Below are 20,617 nucleotides of genomic sequence, written 5' to 3'. Positions count from 1 at the left end.
GCGTGCGACCAATACTGACATGCGGCGCCTTGTTGAAGACGATGGCGGCCGCAGTGGGGGCGGCGGTGGTACTGTATCATCCTGCCGCATGCGCGATGGACCTGGTGCAAGCCTATGATGCGGCCTTGCACAACGACCCGACCTATCGCGAAGCCTACCAGGACAGCCTGAGCGGCGCCGAGTACAAAGCGCTGGGCCGCAGCGGCATGCTGCCGCAGCTCTCGGCCAATTACACGGCCAATAAGAACCGAGCGGACTTGACGGCGCCCAATGGGTTCGGCCAGATCTCGACCACGCATCCGGTGTACTACAGCCATGCCGACGCCCTGCAACTGCGCCAAGTGCTGTTCAGCCTGGACGCACTGGCCCGCTACAAGCAGGGTGTGGCGCAAAGCCAGTACGCCGCGTCGCAGTTTTCCAGCGCGGGCCAGGAGCTGGTGGTGCGACTGGCCGGCACCTACTTCGACGCCGCGTTGAGCGCCGAGCAGGTGGCGCTGGCGCGCGCCCAGCGCGACGCCCAGCAGGAGCAGTACCGGACCAATGAACGCCTGTTCGAGAAAGGCGAGGGCACTCGCACCGACATGCTGGAAACCCAGGCCCGGCTGCAACTGTCGGAAGCGCAACTGATCGAGTCGCTGGACAACCAGCAATCGTCGATGGCCGCGCTAGCTGCCATCGTGGGCGAAGCCGTGCCGTCAGTGGAGATGCTTGGTGACAGCTTCCATGTGCAGCCACTGCAGCCAGCCGCGCTGGGCGACTGGAAGGCACTTGCGCTCGAACACAATCCCGATTTGCAGGCGCAGCGCTATGCGATCGAGGCCAGCGTGCAGGAAGTGAACAAGAATCGCGCCGGCCACACGCCGCGCATCGACCTAGTCAGCAGCCTGAGCAAGACCAAGTCCGACACCCTGACCACGCTGAACCAGGATGCGACGTCGCGCAGCATCGGCGTGCAGATCAACATCCCGCTGTATTCGGGGGGCGCGGTCAGCGCGTCCACGCGCCAGGCAGCGGCCGGACTGGAGAAGGCGCGCGCCGAGCTCGACCTGCGCACGGCCAAGGTGATGGTGGAAGTGGGCAAGCAGTTCGGACTGGTTAACAGCGGCATGGCCCGTATCGTCGCGCTGGATCGCGCGGTGGAGTCGGCACAGTTGCTGGTCAAGGCCACCGAGCAAAGCATTAAGGGCGGGGTGCGCATCAACCTCGACTTGCTCAACGCTCAGCAGCAGCTCTACACCAGCAAGCGCGACTTGGCACAAGCGCGCTACACCTACCTCCAATCGCTGTTGCGCTTGCGCTCGGCGGCAGGCACGTTGGGCGCCGACGATGTACGCGACGCGGCCAGCTATTTCCGTTGAGTCGGCATGGGAAACAGCGCGATGCATGAAGAACAGGAAGTGACGGTCGACGGCGTGAGCTATCGCGTCAGTGATCTGAGCGCGGCGGCGCAGGACCAAGTGACCAGCCTGCGTTTCGTCGACGCCCAGATGACGCAGTTGCACTCGCAGCTGGCGGTGTTCCAGACGGCCCGCAACGCCTATGAGGCGGCCCTGCGGGAGCTGCTGCCGCGCACGCATCAATAGCGCGGCGCGGGCCGGCCGGTTGCAACCACCACGGGTGCCCAGCGCCGCATTATCCGGTATGGCAGATTGTTAAAAGATTAAGCTCAAAACAGTCGGTTACCGGCTGATTTACCGGGTCGAGGACGATGTGGTTTACGTGACCGTCATTGCCGTTGGCAAGCGGGAACGCGGCCGCGCGTATGGGGCCGCGAAGGACAGGCTGGGCTGAGCCTGTCTTAGGGCTGCTTGCCATGGCAAGCCGGGCACGATTTCTCGTACACATATTCCGGCGACAATTGCTGGCGCGGCGTGACGACAGCGCGGCACACGAAGCACTGCACGGTCTCCGTCGGTTCCAGTTTCGGGTTGAGCGCCGTGCGGTAGTCGAACACGAAGCAGTCGCCCGTGTAATGGTCGCCGCCCACTTCCTCGAAATATTTGAGGATGCCCCCTTCGAGCTGGTACACGCTGTCGTAGCCGATGTTCTGCATGTGGATGGCGGCTTTTTCGCAGCGGATGCCGCCGGTGCAGAAGGTGACCACGGTCTTGCCGGCGAAGTCGTCTTTGTGGTCGGCGATCACTTGCGGGAATTCCGTGAACTTCTTGATGCGGTAGTCGACCGTGTTGTTGAAGGTGCCCACGTCCACTTCGAAATCGTTACGGGTGTCGACCATGACGACGGGCTGGCCGTTGTCATCCACACCGTTGTCGAGCCAGCGCTTGAGGGTGGCCGCTTCCACGAACGGCGCGCGGCCCTCCTCGGGCTTGATCAGCGGCATGCGCATGGTGATGATCTCGCTCTTGATCTTGACCAGCATGCGCTTGTGCGACTGCTCTTTCGAATAGCTTTCCTTCACCTCCAGGTCGGCGAAGCGGGCGTCGCTGCGGACCCAGGCCAGGTACTGGTCGATCTGGCTGCGCGGACCGGAGACGAACATGTTGATGCCTTCGGGCGTGAGCAAGATGGTGCCCTTCAAGCCCAGTTCGGCGCAGATGGCCTGGTACCGCGGCCGCATCTCTTCCGTGTTGTCGAAGGTGATGAACTTGTAGGCGGCGATGTTGACGTGAGCGGCAGCGGCGGCGGTGGCGGCGGCATGCGCTTCAGCTTGTAAAGCGGTATTAGCGTGCATGGTGGTGTCAGGGGCGTAAAACAGGAAAGCCGACATTATACGCGGCGCAGTTTGATCTGGCACCACATTTGCTCAAAAAATGGGCAGATTGCCGCCGCTGGTGGTATGATTGAACTAGTTGATGAACTAGTTCGAGACACGCCATGCATAAGGAAATCGGCGCCTTTGACGCCAAGGCAAAATTATCTGAATTGTTGCGGGAAGTGCGCGCCGGACAGCGTTACACCATTACGGTGCGGGGCGAGCCTGTCGCCGATCTCGTGCCTTACGCCGGCAATCACGATATCGGGCGCGAAGCGGCGGTCGCTGCGATGCGGCAATTTAAAAAAATCCAGGGGGTCGGCAGCGAGGAGCTCGCGGACTGGATCGCCGAGGGCCGCCCGTGATCCTGGTGCTCGATGCTTCGATGGCCTTGGCGTGGATGTTCGAACGCGCGGATGCCGTACAGCGCGACTGTGCCGACCGCGCAGTGTTGGCATTGACCAGTGTCGCCGGACTGGTGCCGCCGCTATGGCACGTCGAGGTGGCGAATGCCTTGCTGGTGGGGGAGCGGCGCAGGGTCATCACCCCTGCGCAATCACAGCAATTCTTGTCGCGGCTGGATCAGTTGCCGATCACCGTCGATAGCGCGCTACCTGGTTCGCGCCGGGACGCCGTGATGGGCATTGCGCGCCAGTATGGCCTGTCTGCATATGACGCGTGCTATCTGGATCTGGCTGTGCGAACCATGGCGACGCTGGCCACCTTCGACAACAAGCTGGCGGACGCGGCGCGCAATGCCGGCGTGGCCCTATTCGAATAACCCAGCGGCGCGCCCGCCGCACGGTAAAATAGCGGGTTATTGAACCAGCATTGAGCGGCGTATGAACATGGTAGCAAACGAACAAGACAACGTGGTGGCAGCCCCGGTCGCCGTCCCCGCCGGCCCGGACTTCGTCCACCTGCGGGTGCACTCGGAATATTCCATCGTCGATGGCCTGGTGCGCATTGACGACCTGGTGTCGGCCGCCGCCAAGGACAAGCAGGCGGCGCTGGCCGTCACCGACCTGTCCAATATGTTCGGCATGGTCAAGTTCTACAAGGCCGCGCGCGGCAAGGGCATCAAGCCGGTGGTCGGGGTGGACGTGTGGATCACCAACGACGATAACCGCGACAAGCCTTCGCGCCTGATGCTGTACGCGAAAAACCGCATGGGCTATCTGCAGCTGTGCGAACTGCTGTCGCTGGCCTGGCTCACCAACCAGTACAAGGGCCGCGCCGAGATCCGCACCGAGTGGCTGATGGAGCTGACCTCCAAGACCTACGAGCTGCTGCCCGGCGAAGACCCGGCCAACGGCTTGATCGCCCTGTCCGGCGCCCACTTCGGCGACGTCGGCGTGGCCATCGAGAACGGCAACCCGGAACTGGCCGAGCGCAACGCGCAAAAGTGGGCTGCCATTTTCCCCGGCCACTTCTACATCGAGATCCAGCGCGCCGGCCAGGCCAACCAGGAGCTGCAGGTGCGCCATTCGGTGGCGCTGGCCGCCAAACTGGGCTTGCCGGTGGTGGCCACCCATCCCGTGCAGTTCCTGTCGGCCGATGAGTTCATCGCGCACGAGGCCCGCATCTGTATCGCGGAAGGCGAGATGCTGGCCAACGCCAAGCGGGTGCGCCGCTTCAATGAGCAGATGCGCTTCCTGTCGCAGGCCGAGATGCGCGAGCTGTTCGCGGACTTGCCGGCCGCGCTGCAAAACTCGGTGGAAATCGCCAAGCGCTGCAACCTCACGCTCACGCTGGGCAAGCCGCAACTGCCTAACTTCCCCACGCCGGGCATGACGATCGATGAATTCCTGGTCGAGGAAACCAAGAAGGGCCTGGAGGAACGCCTGATCCACCTGTTCCCGGACCCGGAACGACGCGAGAAGGAGCGGCCGCGCTACGAGGCCAGGCTGCAGTTCGAGAACGAAACCATCATCAAGATGAAGTTCCCCGGCTACTTCCTGATCGTGGCGGAGTTTATCCAATGGGGCAAGAACAACGGCGTGCCGATCGGCCCGGGCCGGGGTTCGGGCGCGGGCTCGCTGGTGGCCTACAGCCTGAAGATCACCGACCTCGATCCGCTCAAATACAACCTGCTGTTCGAACGTTTCCTGAATCCGGAACGGGTTTCGATGCCCGACTTCGATATCGATTTTTGCCAGGAAAAGCGTGAACTGGTGATCCAGCACGTGAAGGATCTGTACGGCCGCGACGCCGTGTCGCAGATCGCCACCTTCGGTACCATGGCCGCCAAGGGCGCTATCCGCGACGTGGGCCGGGTGATGGATTTCGGTTACAACTTCTGCGACGGCGTGTCCAAGCTGATTCCGTTCAAGCCGGGCAAGCCGGTGACGATCGCCGACGCGATCGAAGAAGAACCGATGCTCAAGGAGCGCCAGGAGAACGAGGAGGAGGTCCGCCAACTGCTGGACCTGGCGCAGCAGGTCGAGGGCATCACCCGCAACATCGGCATGCACGCCGGTGGTGTGCTGATCGCGCCCGGCAAGCTGACCGACTTCTGCCCGCTGTACACCCAGTCCGGCGACACGGGCGTGGTGTCGCAGTACGACAAGGATGACGTGGAGGCCGTGGGCCTGGTGAAGTTCGACTTCCTGGGCTTGACCACGCTGACCATCCTGGACCGGGCGGTACGCTACATCAAGCAGCTCGATCCGGTCGAGGCGGAGTTCGACCTGGCCAAGCTGCCGTTGAACGACCGCCCATCGTATGAACTGCTGACCAAGGCCAAGACCGTGGCCGTGTTCCAGCTGGAGTCGCGCGGCATGCAGGGCATGCTGAAGGATGCGCGGCCCGACCGCTTCGAGGACATTATCGCGCTGGTGGCGCTGTACCGTCCCGGCCCGATGGACCTGATCCCCGACTTCTGCAAGCGTAAGCACGGCGAGAAGTTCGATTACCCCGATCCGCGCACCGAGACGATTCTGTCCGAAACCTACGGCATCATGGTGTACCAGGAGCAGGTGATGCAGATGGCGCAGATCGTCGGCGGCTACTCGCTGGGCGGCGCCGACATGCTGCGCCGCGCGATGGGTAAGAAGAAGGCCGAGGAGATGGCCGAGCACCGCGCCATCTTCCGCGCCGGCGCCGCCAAGGATGGCCTGTCGACGGAAAAGGCCGACGAGATCTTCGACTTGATGGAGAAGTTCGCCGGCTACGGCTTCAACAAGTCGCACGCGGCCGCGTACGCGCTGCTGTCGTACCACACGGCCTATTTGAAGGCGCACCACCCGGCCGCGTTCATGGCGGCCAACATGTCGCTGGCGATGGAGGATACGGAAAAGGTCAAGATTCTGGTGGAGGACGCGATCGACATCTGCGGCCTGACCATCCTGCCGCCGGATATCAACCAGTCCCAGTTCCGCTTCACGCCGGACGGCCCGCCGCCTTCGGTGACGGGCAAGAAGGTGACGCAGATCCGCTACGGCCTGGGCGCCGTGAAGGGCGCGGGCCAGAACGCGATCGAAGCCATCATCGCCGCGCGCGAGGCGGGCGGTCCTTTCGTCAGCCTGTTCGATTTCTGCAAGCGGGTCGACAAGAAGCAGATCAACCGCCGCACCATCGAATCGCTGATCCGTGCCGGCGCCTTCGACGGCCTGGGCATCGACCGCGCCATTTTGCTGGCCTCGGTCAGTTTCGCCATGGAGTGCGCCGAGCAGGAAGCCCGTTCCGCCAACCAGGTGAGCCTGTTCGGCGGCGACGACAGCGACCTGGTGGCGCCGCCCGAATACGTCAAGTGCGCGCCGTTCACGGACCGCCAGAAGCTGGCCGAGGAAAAGACCGCGCTCGGCTTCTACCTGTCGGGCCACATGTTCGACTCGTTCGCACCGGAGGCGCGCCGTTTCGCGCGCACCAAGTTGTCCGAGCTGGAGCCGTCGCGCGAGCCGCGCATGCTGTGCGGCGTGATCACGGGCATCCGGCCGCAGATGACCCAGCGCGGCAAGATCCTGATCGTCACGCTGGACGACAAGAGCGCCGTGCTGGAAGTGACCGTGTATTCGGAAGTGTTCGAAGAGAACAAGAAGATGTTCAAGGAGGACGAGTTCCTGGCCGTGGTGGGCAAGGTGTCGGAAGACCGTTTCTCGGGCGGCCTGCGCATCTCGGCCGAGAAGGTGTTCGACATCGTCACGGCGCGGGTGCAGTATGGCCGCCAGCTGGGGCTGTCGCTACCGGCCACGCTGGACAGCCGCAAGATCGCCGACGTGCTGGCGCCGCATCGCCACGAGCAAGGCTTGCCGATCGCGGCCCGCATCGCGCCGCAGGGCGTCGCGTGCGTGCTGCAATTTGGCGACGAATGGCGGGTGGCCCCGTCGGACGAGCTGCAACTGGCGCTGCAGCAGGTGCTGGGCGCCCGCGAGGTGGCGGTCGAGTATTAAAAAGCGGGGGGCAGTTCCGGCATCACGCCAACAACCAAAGTTTGTGGCGTGATGCCGGAACTGACCCCCGCTGTTCAACCCTTGCCGTTCAGTCCCGTGATGGCGTAGCCTTTGTCGCGGATCTGCGCTAGCGGATGGGTGATGTGATATTGGGGTAGGGTGTCGTCGCCGTCCTCGTCCACTTCCACCCGCTGGGCGGCCTGCTGCCAGTCGGTGCTGATGGCTTCCTGGGGGATGGCTTTGTCTTCCGGTACGGCCAGGTAGGAAAAATCGCCGTTGTGTTCAGCTCTGCGATAGATGTCCACGCGCATGTCGCTCCTCCTTGTTGGGCAGGGCGGTAACGGGCCACGGCTACGATCCGGGCCGACCGCCATTTCCTATGTTACAGGAAATTGGGGGCGGTGGCCGTTCCTGTCAGACCACGAGGCAAGACAGGGCAGGGTGGGCTTGCGGTGCGGCGCGGGCCGGCTCAAGCCAGCGCTGATTGGTAATTGTCGTCGTGCGTGGCGCCTGCCGGTTCGGCCGCGCTGAAGTCGCGCAGCGGCGCGCCGGCCACGGGCGTCAGGCGCGGCGCTTGCAGGCCCGCCTGCAGGATGGCGGCCAGCGCTTGCAGGGTTTCGTGGCGTTTGCGGTATTCGGAACGCTTTTTCGAGGGAATGGTGGCCATGTCCGGCTCGGTCAGCGGCGCGCAGGCCAGCTGGTAGTCGCCGTCCGGACGCAACTGGGCGTCCAGCTCCTGCCACAGGGCGTCGTAGTCGGCGTGTACCTTGCCCTTGCGCAGGGCCGTGCGGGCCGTGCGGTTGGCGTTGCCCACCAGGCGCAGCTGGTCACAGCCGTAGGCATGGCCCAGCTGGCGCAGCAAATACACCATCAGATTCTTGGGACGCAGGCCGTGCAGGTCGCGTGTCGCTTCCTTGATGCGCTGCTGGCCTTCGTCATCCTGCGGGCCCTGCATGCAACCGACGCCCAGCGCCATGCCGCGCTCGCCCTGGAAGAACACGAACGAGGTGGAAAACACCCGTTCGCCATCCTGCAACAGGCGCAGCATCAATTCACCCTCGCGTTCCAGCGGCGCCACCGCGTGCATTTCCAGCTGGTAGCCGCGGCCCGACTTGCCTTGCACCTCGCCCAGGATCATGGGCGCGCGCGCGGCCTGTACCGTCAGCGGGCCCAGGCCGTGGCGCAGCACGAAGCGGTAATGGTCCTCGATCACCGTCAAACGCTGGGCGCAGCTGAGGGCGTCGCTCAGGTAGGGGCGATAGATCTTGTACACCATCATCGGATAGATCTGCACCAGTTCGCGGTACAGCGGGTGCGAATTGAGCAGCTGCAGCCAGCCCACCGTTGTTTGCCGGTTCATGAAGGCGCGCAACGACAGCTTGAGCGAGTCGCGCAGGTAGGACAGGGCGCCGTCCCGGGCGGCCAGGCCCGTGCGGAGGGTGATTAACTGCGCCATCGGGGCGGAAGCCTGCATCGTCATTGGGAGGAGTGGGGACGGAATACGGAATCGTGCATGGTATTCCTCGTGTAACGTATTGTAAATTGGCAAAATCTCTTACGGTTTTCCCTTAAACGCCGCGGCGCCGGTGGCGGGCCGCCGCACTGGCTATGCGCGTGGATTTGGTGGGCGATATAAGGGAAACACGTAGTCGATTTCCCTAGTGTTTTTTGACAAAATGCCATGCATAATGCTACATACCGTTACAAGCCCATGCCATGCGCCATTTCTCGCTCCGTTACCTGCACTATCCGGCGTTCATCGGGCTGTACCTGCTGTTCGACTGGACCACCTATCTGTATCCACTGTACGGCCTGAACATCACGCCCTGGAATCCCGATCCGGCCCTGGGCCTGGTGTTCTGGCTGCGCTATGGCCGGCGCGCGGCGCTGCCGCTGTTCCTCGCCCTGCTGGGCGGCGAAGTGCTGGTGCGCGGCATGCCGGCCGGGCCGCTGCTCACGCTGGCCGGCGCGCTGTGGCTGACGGCCGCCTACGGGCTGATGGGCGCCATCCTGCGGCGCGACTTTTCCAGCGCCGACATGTTCGACAACCGCGGCCGCTTGTTCCATTGGGTGGCGGTGGTGGCGGTCGGCACCCTGTTCAACGGCATCGGCTATATCTCGCTGCTGTCGGCCGCCGGGCTGGTGCCGCCGGCCCAGTGGACGCTGGCGCTGATGCGCTTCGGCATCGGCGACACGGTGGGCATCCTGGTATCGATGCCGCTGATCTGGATGCTGGCCAGTACCCAAGGGCGCGACCGGCTGCGCCGCATCCTGGCCCGCGGCGAGACGCTGGCCTACCTGGCGCTGGCCATGCTGGTGCTCTATGCCGTGTTCGGCTCCATCGCCAGTTCCGAATTCAAGCACTTTTATTTCCTGTTCCTGCCCGTGATCTGGGCCGCCTCGCGCCAGGGCTTGTACGGCACGGCCCTGATCGTGTTCGTGCTGCAGACGGGCATCATCGCGCTCGTCAAGTGGCACGGCGCGCGCGACCTGGCCGTGTACGAATTGCAGATGCTGGACGCGATGCTGGCGCTGGTGGGCTTTTTCATCGGCATCGTGGTCGATGAGCTGCGCAAGGTGGCGGCCGACTTGCGCCAGTCGCTGCGGCTGGCGGCGGCCGGCGAGATGGCCGCCGCCCTGGCCCATGAATTGAACCAGCCGCTCACGGCCCTGTCGGCCTACGGCAAGGCGTGCGAGCATTTGCTGGAGCGGGGCGGCAACGAAGCCCTGCTGCGCGATGCCATCGGCCGCATGCTGGTGGAGGCGGGCCGCGCGGCCGACGTGGTGCGGCGCTTGCGCGACTTTTTCCGCACCGGCGCCATGCGCTTCGAAACCGTGGCGGCGGCCGCGCTGGTGCAGGGCATCGCGGCCCAGTTCCAGCTGCCGTTCCGCCAGCATGGCATCGCGCTGACGGTGGCCGTGGACCCGGCCCTGGCGCTGCGGGTGGACCGGGTGCAGGTGGAGCTGGTGCTGCGCAACCTGCTCGACAACGCCAGCGACGCCGTGCTGGCGCGTCCGGCCGGCGCGCGCCGCGTCAGCGTGACGGCCGCACCGGCGCCGGACGGGCGCTTGCGCCTGAGCGTGGAGGATAGCGGCGCTGGCGTGTCCGAGGCGTTGGCCACGCGCCTGTTTGAACCATTCGTGTCGTCCAAGGCCAGTGGCCTGGGATTGGGCCTGGTGTTGAGCCGGGCCATCGTCGAAGCCCATGGCGGCCGCCTGTGGGCCGAGGTGGGCGAGCACGGCATATTCCGTTTTGATCTGCCCATGGCGGCTGCTGGAGAACAACTTGCCACATAATTTGACTGTCTTCATCGTTGACGACGATCCGGCCGTGCGCGACGCGCTGGGCCTGTTGCTGGGCGTGCGCGGCTACCGCACCGCCGTGTTCGCCAGTGGCGAAGCGTTTTTACAGGCGTGGCGGGCGGACTGGGCCGGCTGTTTGCTGATCGATATCCGCATGTCCGGGATGGACGGGCTGGCGCTGCAGCAGGAATTGCTGGCGCGCGGCTGCACCATCCCCGTCATCATCGCCACCGGCCATGGCGACGTGGGCTCGGCGCGCGCCGCGTTCAAGGCCAACGCCATCGATTTCCTGGAAAAGCCGTTCGACGACGCCAAGCTGGTGGCCGCCATCGAGGAGGGCTACGCGCGCGAACGGGCCCAGCGCGGCGCCCAGCAACTGCGCGCGCGCGGCGCCGACCTGCTGCGCGAGCTGACCCCGCGCGAGCGCGAAGTGATGCGGCTGGTGGTGATGGGCCAGCACAACCGCGACATCGGCCCGGCCTTGGGCATCAGCGTGCGCACGGTGGAGGTGCACAAGGCGCGCCTGATGGCCAAGCTGGGCGTGGACAACGTGGCCGACCTGGTGCGTATCAGCTTGCTGCAAGGGGAGGGATGAGTCCCGCCGACCGGTTGGCACCGGCCGGCGACAGGGCGCGATTTTCGTGCTGCGATAACGATAACGGGGTCCCGATAACGGGGTCAGTTCCGGCAATCTGCCATTTTTGGCAGATCGATAACGGGGTCAGTTCCGGCAATCTGCCATTTTTGGCAGATTGCCGGAACTGACCCCGCTGCTAGGCGCTGCTGACCCCGCTGCTAGGCGGCGGCGCGGGCGCGGCGCCACAGCTTGAACTGGCGGCTGGCCGTCTGGCGCAGGTGGAATAGCCAGTCACCACGCAATATCTGGCCCAGCTGGCGGGCGTTGCGGCGGTCGGCTTTGCTGGCGCCGGCCGCGCCCAGCCGCGCCAGCAGTTGTTGCGGCGAGGTGAACAGGGTCGACAGGAAGAGTGCGCGCAGGCGCGTGCGCACGGCCGCGCCCTCGGTGCCCGGCAACTGGTAGCTGCACTTGACGGTGCCGACATAGAAATCGCACACGGCCGCGTCGAAGTGGGCCTGGACGGCAGGACTGATGCCGGCCCGCGCCAGTGGCGCGCGGGCGCTGGCCAGCGCCGTCACCACGTCCACGCACCAGCCGGCGCTGACAGCCTTGGTGATGCTGGCCGGATGCTGGCGGTAGTCCAGCAGCACGAACGGCAGGTAGACCATGCTGTGGCAGTGCGCCAGCAGCAGCGGTACCACGGAGAGATCCTCGAACACGCGGCCGGCGGGAAACGGCGGCTGCGGCAGCCGCGCGTAGATCTCGCGCCGGCAGATATTGTTCCACAGGTAGGTGTGGCGGTCGTCGAAGAACGGCGCCAGGATGGCGTCCTGGCCTTCGATGCGCTGGCCGACCGGGTAACTGAGCTGTACGTCGCGGTCCTTGTGCGGCGCGTCCGGGTGCCAGAAGTGGAAGGCGGTGCTGATCACGTCCGGCTGTTCGCACGCGATCACGGCGTCCAGCGCGGCCAGCGCGCCCGGCCGCAGCCGGTCGTCGCTGTCGATGAAGGCCAGGTACTGGCCGCCGGCCAGCGCCAAACCGGCGTTGCGGGCGCCGGCGATGCCGGCGTTGGCTTGCTGGTGCAGCACGATGCGCAGCGCCGGGTGGCTGGCCTGGACGGCGCGCACCTGGTCGGCCGTCGCGTCGCGCGAGCCGTCGTCCACCACGATCAGTTCATGGGTGGCCGTCATCTGGCCGACGATGTGCGCCAGGGTGTCGGTGATGAAGGGGGCCGCGTTGTAGGCGGCCATGATGAGGCTGATGCTGGGCTGGTTCACGCCTGTAATCCTTGCGCGGCGCGGATGGTCTTGTCGGCGATGCGGCGCACCACCAGCTCGCGGTTGCTGCCGGCCTGGTCGCGCTTGCTTTCTGGATGCCACAGGTGCAGCACTTCGGTGGCGAACGCGCCATCCTTGCGCATCACGCCGGCGTTGAACAGGCGCACCACGATGTCCGAATCCTCATAGCCCCAGCCGCGGAAGCTTTCATCGAAGCCGTTGATGCGGTCCAGGTCGTCGCGCCACATGGCCAGGTTGCAACCCTTGATGCGGCGCCAGCTGAAGTGGCGGCGGGCGCGGCCGATGTCGGGCCAGCGCGCTAATAATTGTAAGATTTTGTTAAGGTGGCCACCGGCCCGCAGCCGCACTTTATCGGCCAGCGTGAGCTGGTTGACGTCCACCTGGCCGGCCAGCACGCGCGCCGTCAACTGTTCGCTGAGCAGGATGCGGCTGCCCGATACCATGTGGCCCCGCTGGGCCAGCTTGCGGTGCTGGCTGACGAAATCAGGCTGGGGCACGCAATCGCCGTCCAGGAAGATCAGATAGCGGCCGCGCGCGTCCTGGATCCCCAGGTTGCGGACCCGGGCCAGCCGGAAGCCGATATCCTCCTGCCACACATGGCGCAGGGGCACCGGCGAGCGCGCCTGCAGGGCTTGCACGCACGCTCGCGTGTTGTGGGTGGAGCCGTCATCGGCGATAATGATTTCGTAATTCGCATCGTCCTGGCGGAAACACGCCTCGACCACGCTCGTGAGCGCGTCGGGACGATTGTAAGTGGAGATGATGACGGAAATGGTGAAAACTTGTTCCATGAGGGCAATGCATTCCTGGTTGATTCTTCTAAGTAAAGCTCACAATCGAATGCATGAATAATACCTTATTGAACCAGCCGCAAGCATTGCTCCGTTCCGCCCCCCCGCTGGCCGTGATGCTCACCTTTGCTTTGCCGCTGCTGGTGATCATCACGCGCGACGGCATGCATGGCGCGCTGTTCCTGATGTTGTTGTCGCTGGCCTGGCTGGGGCGCGTGCGCTGGCGCGCCCTGGTGGCCGATCATGGCCGCGCCGTGGCCGGCATCGCGTTCGGCTTTGGCGGCTATTTCCTCATTTCGCTGCTGCGGCTGGTGATTTTCCGCCAGAACCTGCACACGCTGGACGGGCCGCTGCGCCTGCTGCTGGCGCTGGCGGCCCTGGTGTTCGTGGCCGGCTACCGGCCACCCGTGCGGGTGTTCTGGCTGGGCCTGTGCCTGGGCGCCGTGAGCGCCGGCGTGATTGCCGTGGTGCAATGGACCATGAGTGGCGGCGAGCGGGCCGAAGGCTTCACCCACCATGCCATCACGTTTGGCGACCTGGCCGCAGCCATGGGCGTGATGGCGCTGTGCGCGCTGGGCCAGTTCCGGCACAGCCGGCTGGCGCCGCTGCCCATGCTGGCCTTTGTGTGCGGACTGGTGGCGGCGGTGTTGTCGGGCTCGCGCGGCACCTGGCTGGGCCTGCTGCTGGTGATCCCCTTCCTGCTCAAGTACGGCGCCGCCGTGCATGGGCGCCGCCTGGTGGTTGGCGTGTTGCTGGCGCTGGCCCTGTGCGTGGCCGCCTGGTTCGTGCCGGCCACCGGCATCGCCAAGCGGGTTGATGACGCCGTCAACGAAGTGCGGCTGTACCAGACCCAGGGCAACGCCAGCACCTCGGTCGGCATCCGGCTGGAATTGTGGAAGGCGTCGTGGATGATGATCAGCGAACATCCGTGGCTGGGCGTTGGGCGCGAGCAATTCCACCCGGCGTTGCTGGCGCTGCGTGAGCAGGGGCGCTTGCAGCAGTCCGACGCGCTGATTTACAGCAGCAGCCACAATGACTTGATCAACGTGCTGGCCACCGGCGGCCTGCTCGACTTCAGCCTGCTGCTGGTGATGTATGGCGCGCCGCTGCATTTTTTCCTGAGCCGCCTGCGCCGCGCGGGCGCCAGCGCCGAGGGCCGCGCCGCCGCCCTGGCCGGATTGACGCTGGTGGTGTGCTTCTTCGGCTTTGGCCAGACCGACGTCATGTTCTGGCTGATGATGCCCAAGGTGTTCTACGGTATCATGGTGTGCATGCTGGCCGGCTTCTGCTTGAACGACGAGGATGCCCGCGCGCCGCGCGCTTTCCCTTGAGATCCGCGCGTGAGCGTCTCCCATTTTTTTACACAGGCTCGCATGCCCCCGCAACTGGACCACATACTCATTTGTCGCACCGATAATATCGGCGATGTCGTGCTGCTGCTGCCACTGGCCGGCTATCTCAAGCAGCGTTTTCCCGGCGTGCGGATCGACCTGCTGTGCAGCGACTATGCCGCGCCGGTGGCGCGCCGCTGCAGCCACCTGGACCAGGTGTATGCGCTGGAACAGGTGGGCGATCCGGCCGCCTTCTTCGCCGCCAATGGCGCCGACACGGTGATCTTCGCCATGCCCAATCGCCGCCTGGCGCAGGCGGCGCGCCGGGCCCGGATCCGCAACCGGGTGGGCACCAGCCATCGGCTGTACCACTGGTTCCATTGCAACCGGCTGGCCCACTTTGGCCGCGCCCACTCGGCGCTGCACGAAGCCCAGCTCAATTTCGCGCTGTTACGGCCGCTGGGGATGGGCGAGATTCCGCCGCTGGCCAGCCTGCCGCCCCTGTATGGCCTGACGGCGCCCCAACGCGATGACGTGGCCGCACTGCGGGCCGCCACGCCCCATGCCGTGATCCTGCACCCTAAATCGAACGGCAACGGCCGCGAATGGCCGCTGGAACACTACACGCAACTGGCGCGGCGCCTGCAAGCGCGACCCGATGTGCGGCTGTGGCTGACGGGCAGCGCGGCCGAAGGGGCGCTGCTGGCGGCCCAGGCGCCGGACTTGCTGGCCATGCCCAACGTGGATAACCTGTGCGGCCGCTTCGACCTGGAAGGCTTATGTGCGCTGATCGGCGCCAGCACCGGCCTGGTGGCCAGCGGCACCGGACCGCTGCACATGTCGGCCGCGCTGGGCCGGCCCACGCTGGGCCTGTTCCCGCCCCGCAAACCGATCGACGCGGCGCGCTGGGGCGCGCTGGGCGCGCAGGCCCGCTCGCTCACCATGACGGGCGAATGCGCCGGCTGCCGCGACGCGGCCAGTTGCACCTGCATGCACGCCATCGCCCCGGCCCAGGTGGAGCAGGTGGTGCTGGGCTGGTGCGCGCCGGCCATTGCCAAGGAAGTGCTATGAGTACCGCCAAGGCGCCATTGCGCACCCTCGTCATTTCCCCCAACTGGATCGGCGATGCCGTGATGGCCCAGCCCTTGCTGCGGCGCTTGCGGGCGGCCCATCCCGAACGCCCCATCGACGTGCTGGCGCCGCCGTCCGTGTCGCCCGTGTGGCGCCAGATGGCGGAAGTGGACGAAGTGCTGGAGACACCGTTCCGCCATGGCGCGCTGCAATTGCGCGAGCGCTGGAAGTATGCGCGCGTCTTGCGCCGGCGCGGCTACGCGGATGCCTATGTGCTGCCCAACACGCTCAAGTACGCGTTGATCCCCTGGCTGGCTGGCATCGCGCGCCGGGTCGGCTACAAGGGCGAAAGCCGCCATGGCCTGATCAACGTGATGCACCACGACGAACAACCGCCCCGGCCCATGGTGGCGTTCTATGCGGCCCTGTCCGAGGCGCCGATGGCCGCCCAGCCGGCCGCCTGGCGCGCGGCCCTGCCACGGCCGGCGCTGCGCGCCAGCGCCGCCCAGATCGCGGCCGCCTGCGCGCGCACGGGGCTGGATCTGGACCGGCCGCTGCTGGCGTTCGCGCCGGGCGCCGAATTCGGCGGCGCCAAGCGCTGGCCGGCCGAGCACTTCGCCAGCCTGGCGCAGGCCGTGCTGGCCGCGCATCCGCGGGCCCAGATCGCGCTGCTCGGTTCACCCAAGGATAGTGAAGTGTGCGATGCGGTGCGGGCGGCGGCCGGCGGCACGGACGCCATCGTCAACCTGGCCGGCGCCACCAGCCTGGCCGAAGCCGTGGCCCTGATCGCCCGCGCGGCGGCCGTGGTGGCCAACGATTCGGGCTTGCTGCACATCGCCTCGGCCCTGAACCGTCCGGTGCTGGCCCTGTACGGCCCCACCGATCCCGACCACGCGCCGCCATTCTCCGACCTGGCCGCCTCGCTGTCGTTGCGGCTCGATTGCGCGCCATGCCGCCAGCGCGAATGTCCGCTCGGTCACCAGGATTGCATGCGCAAGCTGCTGCCGGCCACGGCCTGGCACAGCCTGCAACCGATGCTGTCCGCCATTTCCCAAGCTTAAGTCCAAGCCTCAGCTAAGCCCCGCCACCCACCCGCGCCAGCGCCCCCAGGGCGATCCGGGGCGGCACCAGGTGGGCGCCTTCAAAGCGCTGGAATTCCACCGTATAGCCGGTCGCCGTCAGGTGGCGGGCAATGTCCTGGCCGCAGCGCAGCGGCAGCACGGGATCGGTCGCGCCATGGGCGATGAACACGTGTGGCCGGCCCATGATGCGCAGTGGCCGCGAAAACCCGGGCGAGAACGCGATGATGTCGTCGAACAGGTCGCCATTGGCCAATCCCACCGAGAGCGCGTACGAGGCGCCATCGGAAAAGCCACCGATGGCCAGCGCGCCGGGCGCGATGGCGTAGTGCTGCATGGTCCAGCTCAACAGCAGATCGATGAAGGCCAGGTCCGGGCCGAAGCCGCCACGCAGCAAGTCCCACGAAGTTCCATAGGCGCGCGGCGCCAGCAGGAAAGCGCCGCGGCGCATGACGTGTGCCAGGGCCGTGGCCTCGGAGCCGCCGTCGCGCCGGCCGGCGCCGTGCAGCAGCAACAGCAGGGGCGCACCGCCCGGGTCGGGCTGCGGCGGCGCATAAAACAGGGATTCGCGCCCGTTCGGAAACACCAGTGTGTGCAGGCCGGGCGCGATCGAGGGCGCGGCCGTGGGTGGGTGGGGCCGCGCGTACAGCCGTCCTTCGCTGTAGGCGCCGTCCTGGTCGGCGGTAGAGGGTGCCATGGCGGCCTGTGCGCGGAATGGACAATAACGGCAGCTTACTCCGCTTATCGGCCGCACGGTGCGCGCGCGAGAATTAGAGGATGGCTTCGGTTTTGCTGATTCAAGTGGCAAAAATAATTGCAATGGATATAATCACACTGTCTTTTAGGAAACAATAATTAACAACAGTAAACAGACAGGGAACCCTACATGAAATTTGCCACCGTCCTCAAGTCGTGCGCCGCAGCCGCCGCCATCGTCGTTGCCGGCGCCAGCCAGGCCGCCCCAGGCGGCCACGCCGCCGTCGAGCTGATCTCCAACGGCAGCTTCGAACAGAACCTGCAAGCGTCCGGCACCTGGGACATTTACAACAACCTGATCGGTTGGCACGGCGCCAACAAGACCGGCATCGAGCTGCGCAACAACGTGGCCGGTACCGCCTTGGACGGCAAGAATTTCGTGGAACTGGACACCACCGCCAACAGCTCCATGTGGCAGGAAGTGAACGATGTGGCCGGCAAGCACTACACGCTGAGCTTCGCGTTCGAAAACCGCCCTGGTGTGGCGTCGTCCTCGCAGGGCGTGCAAGTGTTCTGGGGTAGCCAGGATCTGGGCGTGTTCAACAACGCCAGCCAGTGGACCACCAAGACCTTCGACGTGATCGGCAACAAGGGCGGCACCAAGCTGAGCTTCCTGGCCGTCGGTACCAGCGATAGCTATGGCACGTCGATCGACAAGGTGTCGTTGACGTCGGCCGTGCCGGAACCGGAAACCTACGGCATGCTGCTGGCCGGCCTGGGCCTGGTGGCGTTCGTGGCGCGCCGCAAAGCGGCCAAGTAAGCGATATTGCCCGGCTCCGATGGAGGCGGGCGAACAGAAACGGCCCGGCCGCGCGAGCGTCCGGGCCGTTTTGTTTGGGCGCAGGGTCAGGCCAGCGTTATTTGCTGACTGAGACGCGCACCGTGTCCAGCGCCCTGTCGCCTGATTCGCGCTGGGCGCGGATGGCCTCGCCCAGGGCCGTCATGCTGGTGCTGAATTCGGCCGCCCACTGGCTGGTTTCCTCGGCCTGCAGCCGTATCGTGTCATCCTCATACTGGCGGGCCAGCTCGAACAGGGCCCGCACGTCGGAGTCATCGAGCGCGCCGTGGCGGGTCAGCAGGTAGCCGGCCCACTCCAGTTCGAAGCGCCGGCTGCGGTTTTCGATGGCGACCACGGTGGTGATATAGCGCAGCCAGCCGCTGGACCAGCCGAAAATGCGGTCCGCTCCTTGCAGCAGGCCGGCCAGGGCCAGCGCCACCACTCCGCTTTGGGTGCATTGCAGGCGCAGCATGCTGGCGTCGCTGAAGCCGGCCGCCACCGGCAGCAGCGAACCGACGATCAGCAGCAGGAAAGTGGCGCCGCGCACCCACCACGAAATGCGGCGCTTGACGCCGATGCTGGACCAGTACCAGCCGCGGATGGCGGCGCAGGTACTGTTGGCGTGGTCGTAAATGATCTTGAGCGCGTCGGCGGGTTGCTGGTCCCGGTACTGGTTCCAGGGCAGGAGCTTGGTGTGGCTGACGTCGATGGCGGTCATGTGGGGCAGGGAGGTTCCAGTTGGGGAAGGTCAGTTCGGGCAATCGGACAACGAAAATCAAATACCGTTCCATTTTGTCCATTTGACAGACCTGACACCGGGTCTTTCAAAAAACGATGTCAGATTACCCATTTTTTGTCCGTTTGACAGACCTGACACCGGGTTTTTTACATCAGGATCACGTCGTACTGCTCCTGGTGGTAGGCCGTCTCGACCTGCAGCGAGATTTTCTTGCCGATGAAGTCGCCCAGCATGGCCAGGTGTTGCGATTCTTCTTCCAGGAACAGGTCCACTACTTCCTGCGAGGCGAGGATGCGGAATTCGCGCGGGTTGAATTGCTTGGCTTCGCGCAGCAGTTCGCGCAGGATTTCGTAGCAGATGGTGCGCGAGGTCTTGACCTGGCCTTTGCCGGCGCATGCCGGGCACGGTTCGCACAGGATGTGGGCCAGCGATTCGCGGGTGCGCTTGCGCGTCATCTCCACCAGTCCCAGCGCCGAGAAGCCCGAGACGGACACCTTGGTGCGGTCGCGCGACAGGGTCTTTTTCAACTCGGCCAGCACGGCGTTGCGGTGTTCGTTGTTCTCCATGTCGATGAAGTCGAGGATGATGATGCCGCCCAGGTTGCGCAGCCGCAGTTGGCGGGCGATGGCGTGCGCCGCTTCCAGGTTGGTCTTGAAGATGGTGTCGGCGAAGTTGCGTCCGCCCACGAAGCCGCCCGTGTTGACGTCGATGGTGGTCATGGCTTCGGTCTGGTCGACGATCAGATAGCCGCCCGACTTGAGGTCCACCCGCCGTCCCAGCGCGCGCAGGATTTCCTCTTCCACGCCGTACAGGTCGAACAGCGGGCGCTCGCCCGTGTAGTGCTGCAACCGGGGCAGCACGCTGGGGGTATAGGTCTGGGCGAACGCGGACAGGGCGATGTAGTTTTCGCGCGAGTCGACCTGGATGGTGGCCGTTTCCTCGTGCACGAAGTCGCGCAGCACGCGCTGGGCCAGGCTTAAGTCCTGGTGCAGCAGGGTGGTGGCGGGCTTGGTGCGGGCGCCGTTGGTGATGGCGGCCCAGGTCTTGCGCAGGTATTCGACGTCGGCGCCGATGTCGGAATCGGTCGCGTCCTCGGCCTGGGTGCGCACGATGTAGCCGCCTTTTTCGTCGGCCGGCAGCAAGCCTTGCAGGCGCGCGCGCAGCGCTTCGCGGTCCGCTTCCTTTTCGATTTTCTGCGAGATGCCGATGTGCGAGTCCTGCGGCAGGTAGACCAGCATGCGCCCGGCGATGGAGATCTGGGTCGACAAACGGGCGCCCTTGGTGCCGATCGGGTCTTTGATCACCTGTACCGTCAGTACCTGGCCGTCGAACAGGATCTTTTCGATCGGGGTGGGGGCGGTGTTCTGGCCGTCGTGCGGACGGGCTTCCCAGATGTCGGCCACGTGCAGGAAGGCGGCCCGCTCCAGGCCGATGTCGATGAAGGCCGATTGCATCCCTGGCAGCACCCGCACCACCTTGCCGGAATAGACGTTGCCGGCCAGGCCGCGCGTGAGGGTGCGCTCGATGTGCAATTCCTGCACGGCGCCCTGGACGATCAGGGCGACCCGCGTTTCCTGCGGGGTGATGTTGATCAGGATGTCTTCATTCATGCTTCATGGACCTGGGATCTGTGATTGGCGGATGCGCAAGGGGATCATACACGGTTAGCCAAGATTGCAACATGGCAGTGATGCCACAGTATGCGGCGGCGCGCCACGGCGTGGGCCGTGGCGGCGTTACTGGGGGCGGCCGCGCGGTGCGACCGCTGGGTGATAGTGGGGGCTGATGCT

Annotated in this window: 19 protein-coding genes; 11 read left to right on the top strand and 8 right to left on the bottom strand. The window is 65.5% G+C overall.

All coding sequences use genetic code 11. From position 1 onward, the window contains the following. Positions 1 to 2: 2 nt before the first annotated feature. Both H3H39_RS13055 and H3H39_RS13050 read left to right on the top strand, forming a co-directional pair. Positions 3 to 1,358 carry a TolC family outer membrane protein gene (locus tag H3H39_RS13055; RefSeq protein ID WP_311196910.1) on the top strand — a complete coding sequence of 452 codons (1,356 nt, stop codon included), beginning with the start codon at positions 3 to 5 and terminating at the stop codon, positions 1,356 to 1,358. Between the two features lie 21 nt (positions 1,359 to 1,379). Continuing rightward, on the top strand, positions 1,380 to 1,583 hold the full coding sequence (locus tag H3H39_RS13050) for a DUF6447 family protein (RefSeq protein ID WP_182153835.1): 204 nt from the start codon (positions 1,380 to 1,382) through the stop codon (positions 1,581 to 1,583). A gap of 215 nt (positions 1,584 to 1,798) precedes the next feature. On the opposite strand, the gene H3H39_RS13045 is transcribed toward H3H39_RS13050, so the two are convergent. After that, positions 1,799 to 2,692 carry a sulfurtransferase gene (locus H3H39_RS13045; protein WP_182153834.1) on the bottom strand — a complete coding sequence of 298 codons (894 nt, stop codon included), beginning with the start codon at positions 2,690 to 2,692 and terminating at the stop codon, positions 1,799 to 1,801. A gap of 143 nt (positions 2,693 to 2,835) precedes the next feature. Between H3H39_RS13045 and H3H39_RS13040 the strand changes: the two genes are divergently transcribed. The 3 genes from H3H39_RS13040 (at position 2,836) to dnaE (ending at position 7,104) form a co-directional block, all read left to right on the top strand. Continuing rightward, positions 2,836 to 3,078, top strand: coding sequence for a type II toxin-antitoxin system Phd/YefM family antitoxin (locus tag H3H39_RS13040; RefSeq protein WP_182153833.1), 243 nt, complete (start codon positions 2,836 to 2,838; stop codon positions 3,076 to 3,078). Continuing rightward, positions 3,075 to 3,494 carry a type II toxin-antitoxin system VapC family toxin gene (locus H3H39_RS13035; RefSeq protein ID WP_311196909.1) on the top strand — a complete coding sequence of 140 codons (420 nt, stop codon included), beginning with the start codon at positions 3,075 to 3,077 and terminating at the stop codon, positions 3,492 to 3,494. Before H3H39_RS13040 ends, H3H39_RS13035 begins: the two co-directional genes overlap by 4 nt. A 61-nt stretch (positions 3,495 to 3,555) precedes the next feature. Further along, positions 3,556 to 7,104 carry a DNA polymerase III subunit alpha gene (dnaE, locus tag H3H39_RS13030; protein WP_182153832.1) on the top strand — a complete coding sequence of 1,183 codons (3,549 nt, stop codon included), beginning with the start codon at positions 3,556 to 3,558 and terminating at the stop codon, positions 7,102 to 7,104. A 74-nt stretch (positions 7,105 to 7,178) separates the two neighbouring features. Here dnaE and H3H39_RS13025 read toward each other — a convergent pair whose 3' ends face one another. Next, a complete protein-coding gene (locus tag H3H39_RS13025; RefSeq protein WP_182153831.1) occupies positions 7,179 to 7,415 on the bottom strand; it encodes a DUF6139 family protein in 237 nt (78 codons plus the stop codon). A gap of 158 nt (positions 7,416 to 7,573) precedes the next feature. Next, positions 7,574 to 8,560 (bottom strand): VirK/YbjX family protein, encoded by a 987-nt coding sequence (locus H3H39_RS13020; RefSeq protein WP_182153830.1) that lies wholly within the window; start codon positions 8,558 to 8,560, stop codon positions 7,574 to 7,576. A gap of 260 nt (positions 8,561 to 8,820) precedes the next feature. Between H3H39_RS13020 and H3H39_RS13015 the strand changes: the two genes are divergently transcribed. Further along, complete coding sequence (locus H3H39_RS13015; protein ID WP_182153829.1) at positions 8,821 to 10,401, top strand: sensor histidine kinase; 1,581 nt, start codon at positions 8,821 to 8,823, stop codon at positions 10,399 to 10,401. After that, positions 10,391 to 11,002, top strand: a complete 612-nt coding sequence (locus H3H39_RS13010; RefSeq protein WP_229218020.1) for a response regulator transcription factor — start codon at positions 10,391 to 10,393, stop codon at positions 11,000 to 11,002. Before H3H39_RS13015 ends, H3H39_RS13010 begins: the two co-directional genes overlap by 11 nt. 200 nt (positions 11,003 to 11,202) lie before the next feature. On the opposite strand, the gene H3H39_RS13005 is transcribed toward H3H39_RS13010, so the two are convergent. Both H3H39_RS13005 and H3H39_RS13000 read right to left on the bottom strand, forming a co-directional pair. Next, a complete protein-coding gene (locus tag H3H39_RS13005) occupies positions 11,203 to 12,261 on the bottom strand; it encodes a glycosyltransferase family 2 protein (protein WP_182153827.1) in 1,059 nt (352 codons plus the stop codon). After that, entirely contained in the window at positions 12,258 to 13,073 is an 816-nt protein-coding gene (locus H3H39_RS13000; protein ID WP_182153826.1) for a glycosyltransferase family 2 protein, read from the bottom strand. Before H3H39_RS13000 ends, H3H39_RS13005 begins: the two co-directional genes overlap by 4 nt. 53 nt (positions 13,074 to 13,126) lie before the next feature. Here H3H39_RS13000 and H3H39_RS27885 point away from each other — a divergent pair, with 53 nt between their 5' ends. From H3H39_RS27885 to waaF, 3 genes are all read left to right on the top strand, one after another. Then, on the top strand, positions 13,127 to 14,404 hold the full coding sequence (locus tag H3H39_RS27885; protein WP_229218019.1) for an O-antigen ligase family protein: 1,278 nt from the start codon (positions 13,127 to 13,129) through the stop codon (positions 14,402 to 14,404). A gap of 99 nt (positions 14,405 to 14,503) precedes the next feature. After that, positions 14,504 to 15,475 (top strand): glycosyltransferase family 9 protein, encoded by a 972-nt coding sequence (locus tag H3H39_RS27880; protein WP_311196908.1) that lies wholly within the window; start codon positions 14,504 to 14,506, stop codon positions 15,473 to 15,475. Further along, positions 15,472 to 16,536 carry a lipopolysaccharide heptosyltransferase II gene (gene waaF, locus H3H39_RS12990; protein ID WP_182153825.1) on the top strand — a complete coding sequence of 355 codons (1,065 nt, stop codon included), beginning with the start codon at positions 15,472 to 15,474 and terminating at the stop codon, positions 16,534 to 16,536. The genes H3H39_RS27880 and waaF overlap by 4 nt, the downstream gene beginning before the upstream one ends. A 13-nt stretch (positions 16,537 to 16,549) precedes the next feature. Here waaF and H3H39_RS12985 read toward each other — a convergent pair whose 3' ends face one another. After that, on the bottom strand, positions 16,550 to 17,251 hold the full coding sequence (locus H3H39_RS12985) for an alpha/beta hydrolase (RefSeq protein ID WP_182153824.1): 702 nt from the start codon (positions 17,249 to 17,251) through the stop codon (positions 16,550 to 16,552). A gap of 189 nt (positions 17,252 to 17,440) precedes the next feature. On the opposite strand from H3H39_RS12985, the gene H3H39_RS12980 reads away from it, so the two are divergent. After that, the gene (locus H3H39_RS12980) at positions 17,441 to 18,070 is read left to right on the top strand and encodes a PEP-CTERM sorting domain-containing protein (protein ID WP_182153823.1); all 630 of its coding nucleotides are present in this window, start codon (positions 17,441 to 17,443) and stop codon (positions 18,068 to 18,070) included. A gap of 97 nt (positions 18,071 to 18,167) precedes the next feature. On the opposite strand, the gene H3H39_RS12975 is transcribed toward H3H39_RS12980, so the two are convergent. Beyond that, positions 18,168 to 18,806: an SLATT domain-containing protein gene (locus tag H3H39_RS12975; protein WP_182153822.1), complete on the bottom strand. Its 639-nt coding sequence runs from the start codon at positions 18,804 to 18,806 to the stop codon at positions 18,168 to 18,170. A gap of 167 nt (positions 18,807 to 18,973) precedes the next feature. Continuing rightward, positions 18,974 to 20,437 carry a ribonuclease G gene (gene rng, locus H3H39_RS12970; RefSeq protein WP_182153821.1) on the bottom strand — a complete coding sequence of 488 codons (1,464 nt, stop codon included), beginning with the start codon at positions 20,435 to 20,437 and terminating at the stop codon, positions 18,974 to 18,976. Between the last annotated feature and the right edge of the window lie 180 nt (positions 20,438 to 20,617).

The sequence above is a fragment of the Rugamonas apoptosis genome (assembly GCF_014042355.1).
In the GTDB taxonomy this organism is placed as follows: domain Bacteria; phylum Pseudomonadota; class Gammaproteobacteria; order Burkholderiales; family Burkholderiaceae_D; genus Rugamonas; species Rugamonas apoptosis.
The sequence above is the reverse complement of the archived record's forward strand: the minus strand, read 5'-3'. Positions and strand labels throughout refer to the sequence as shown.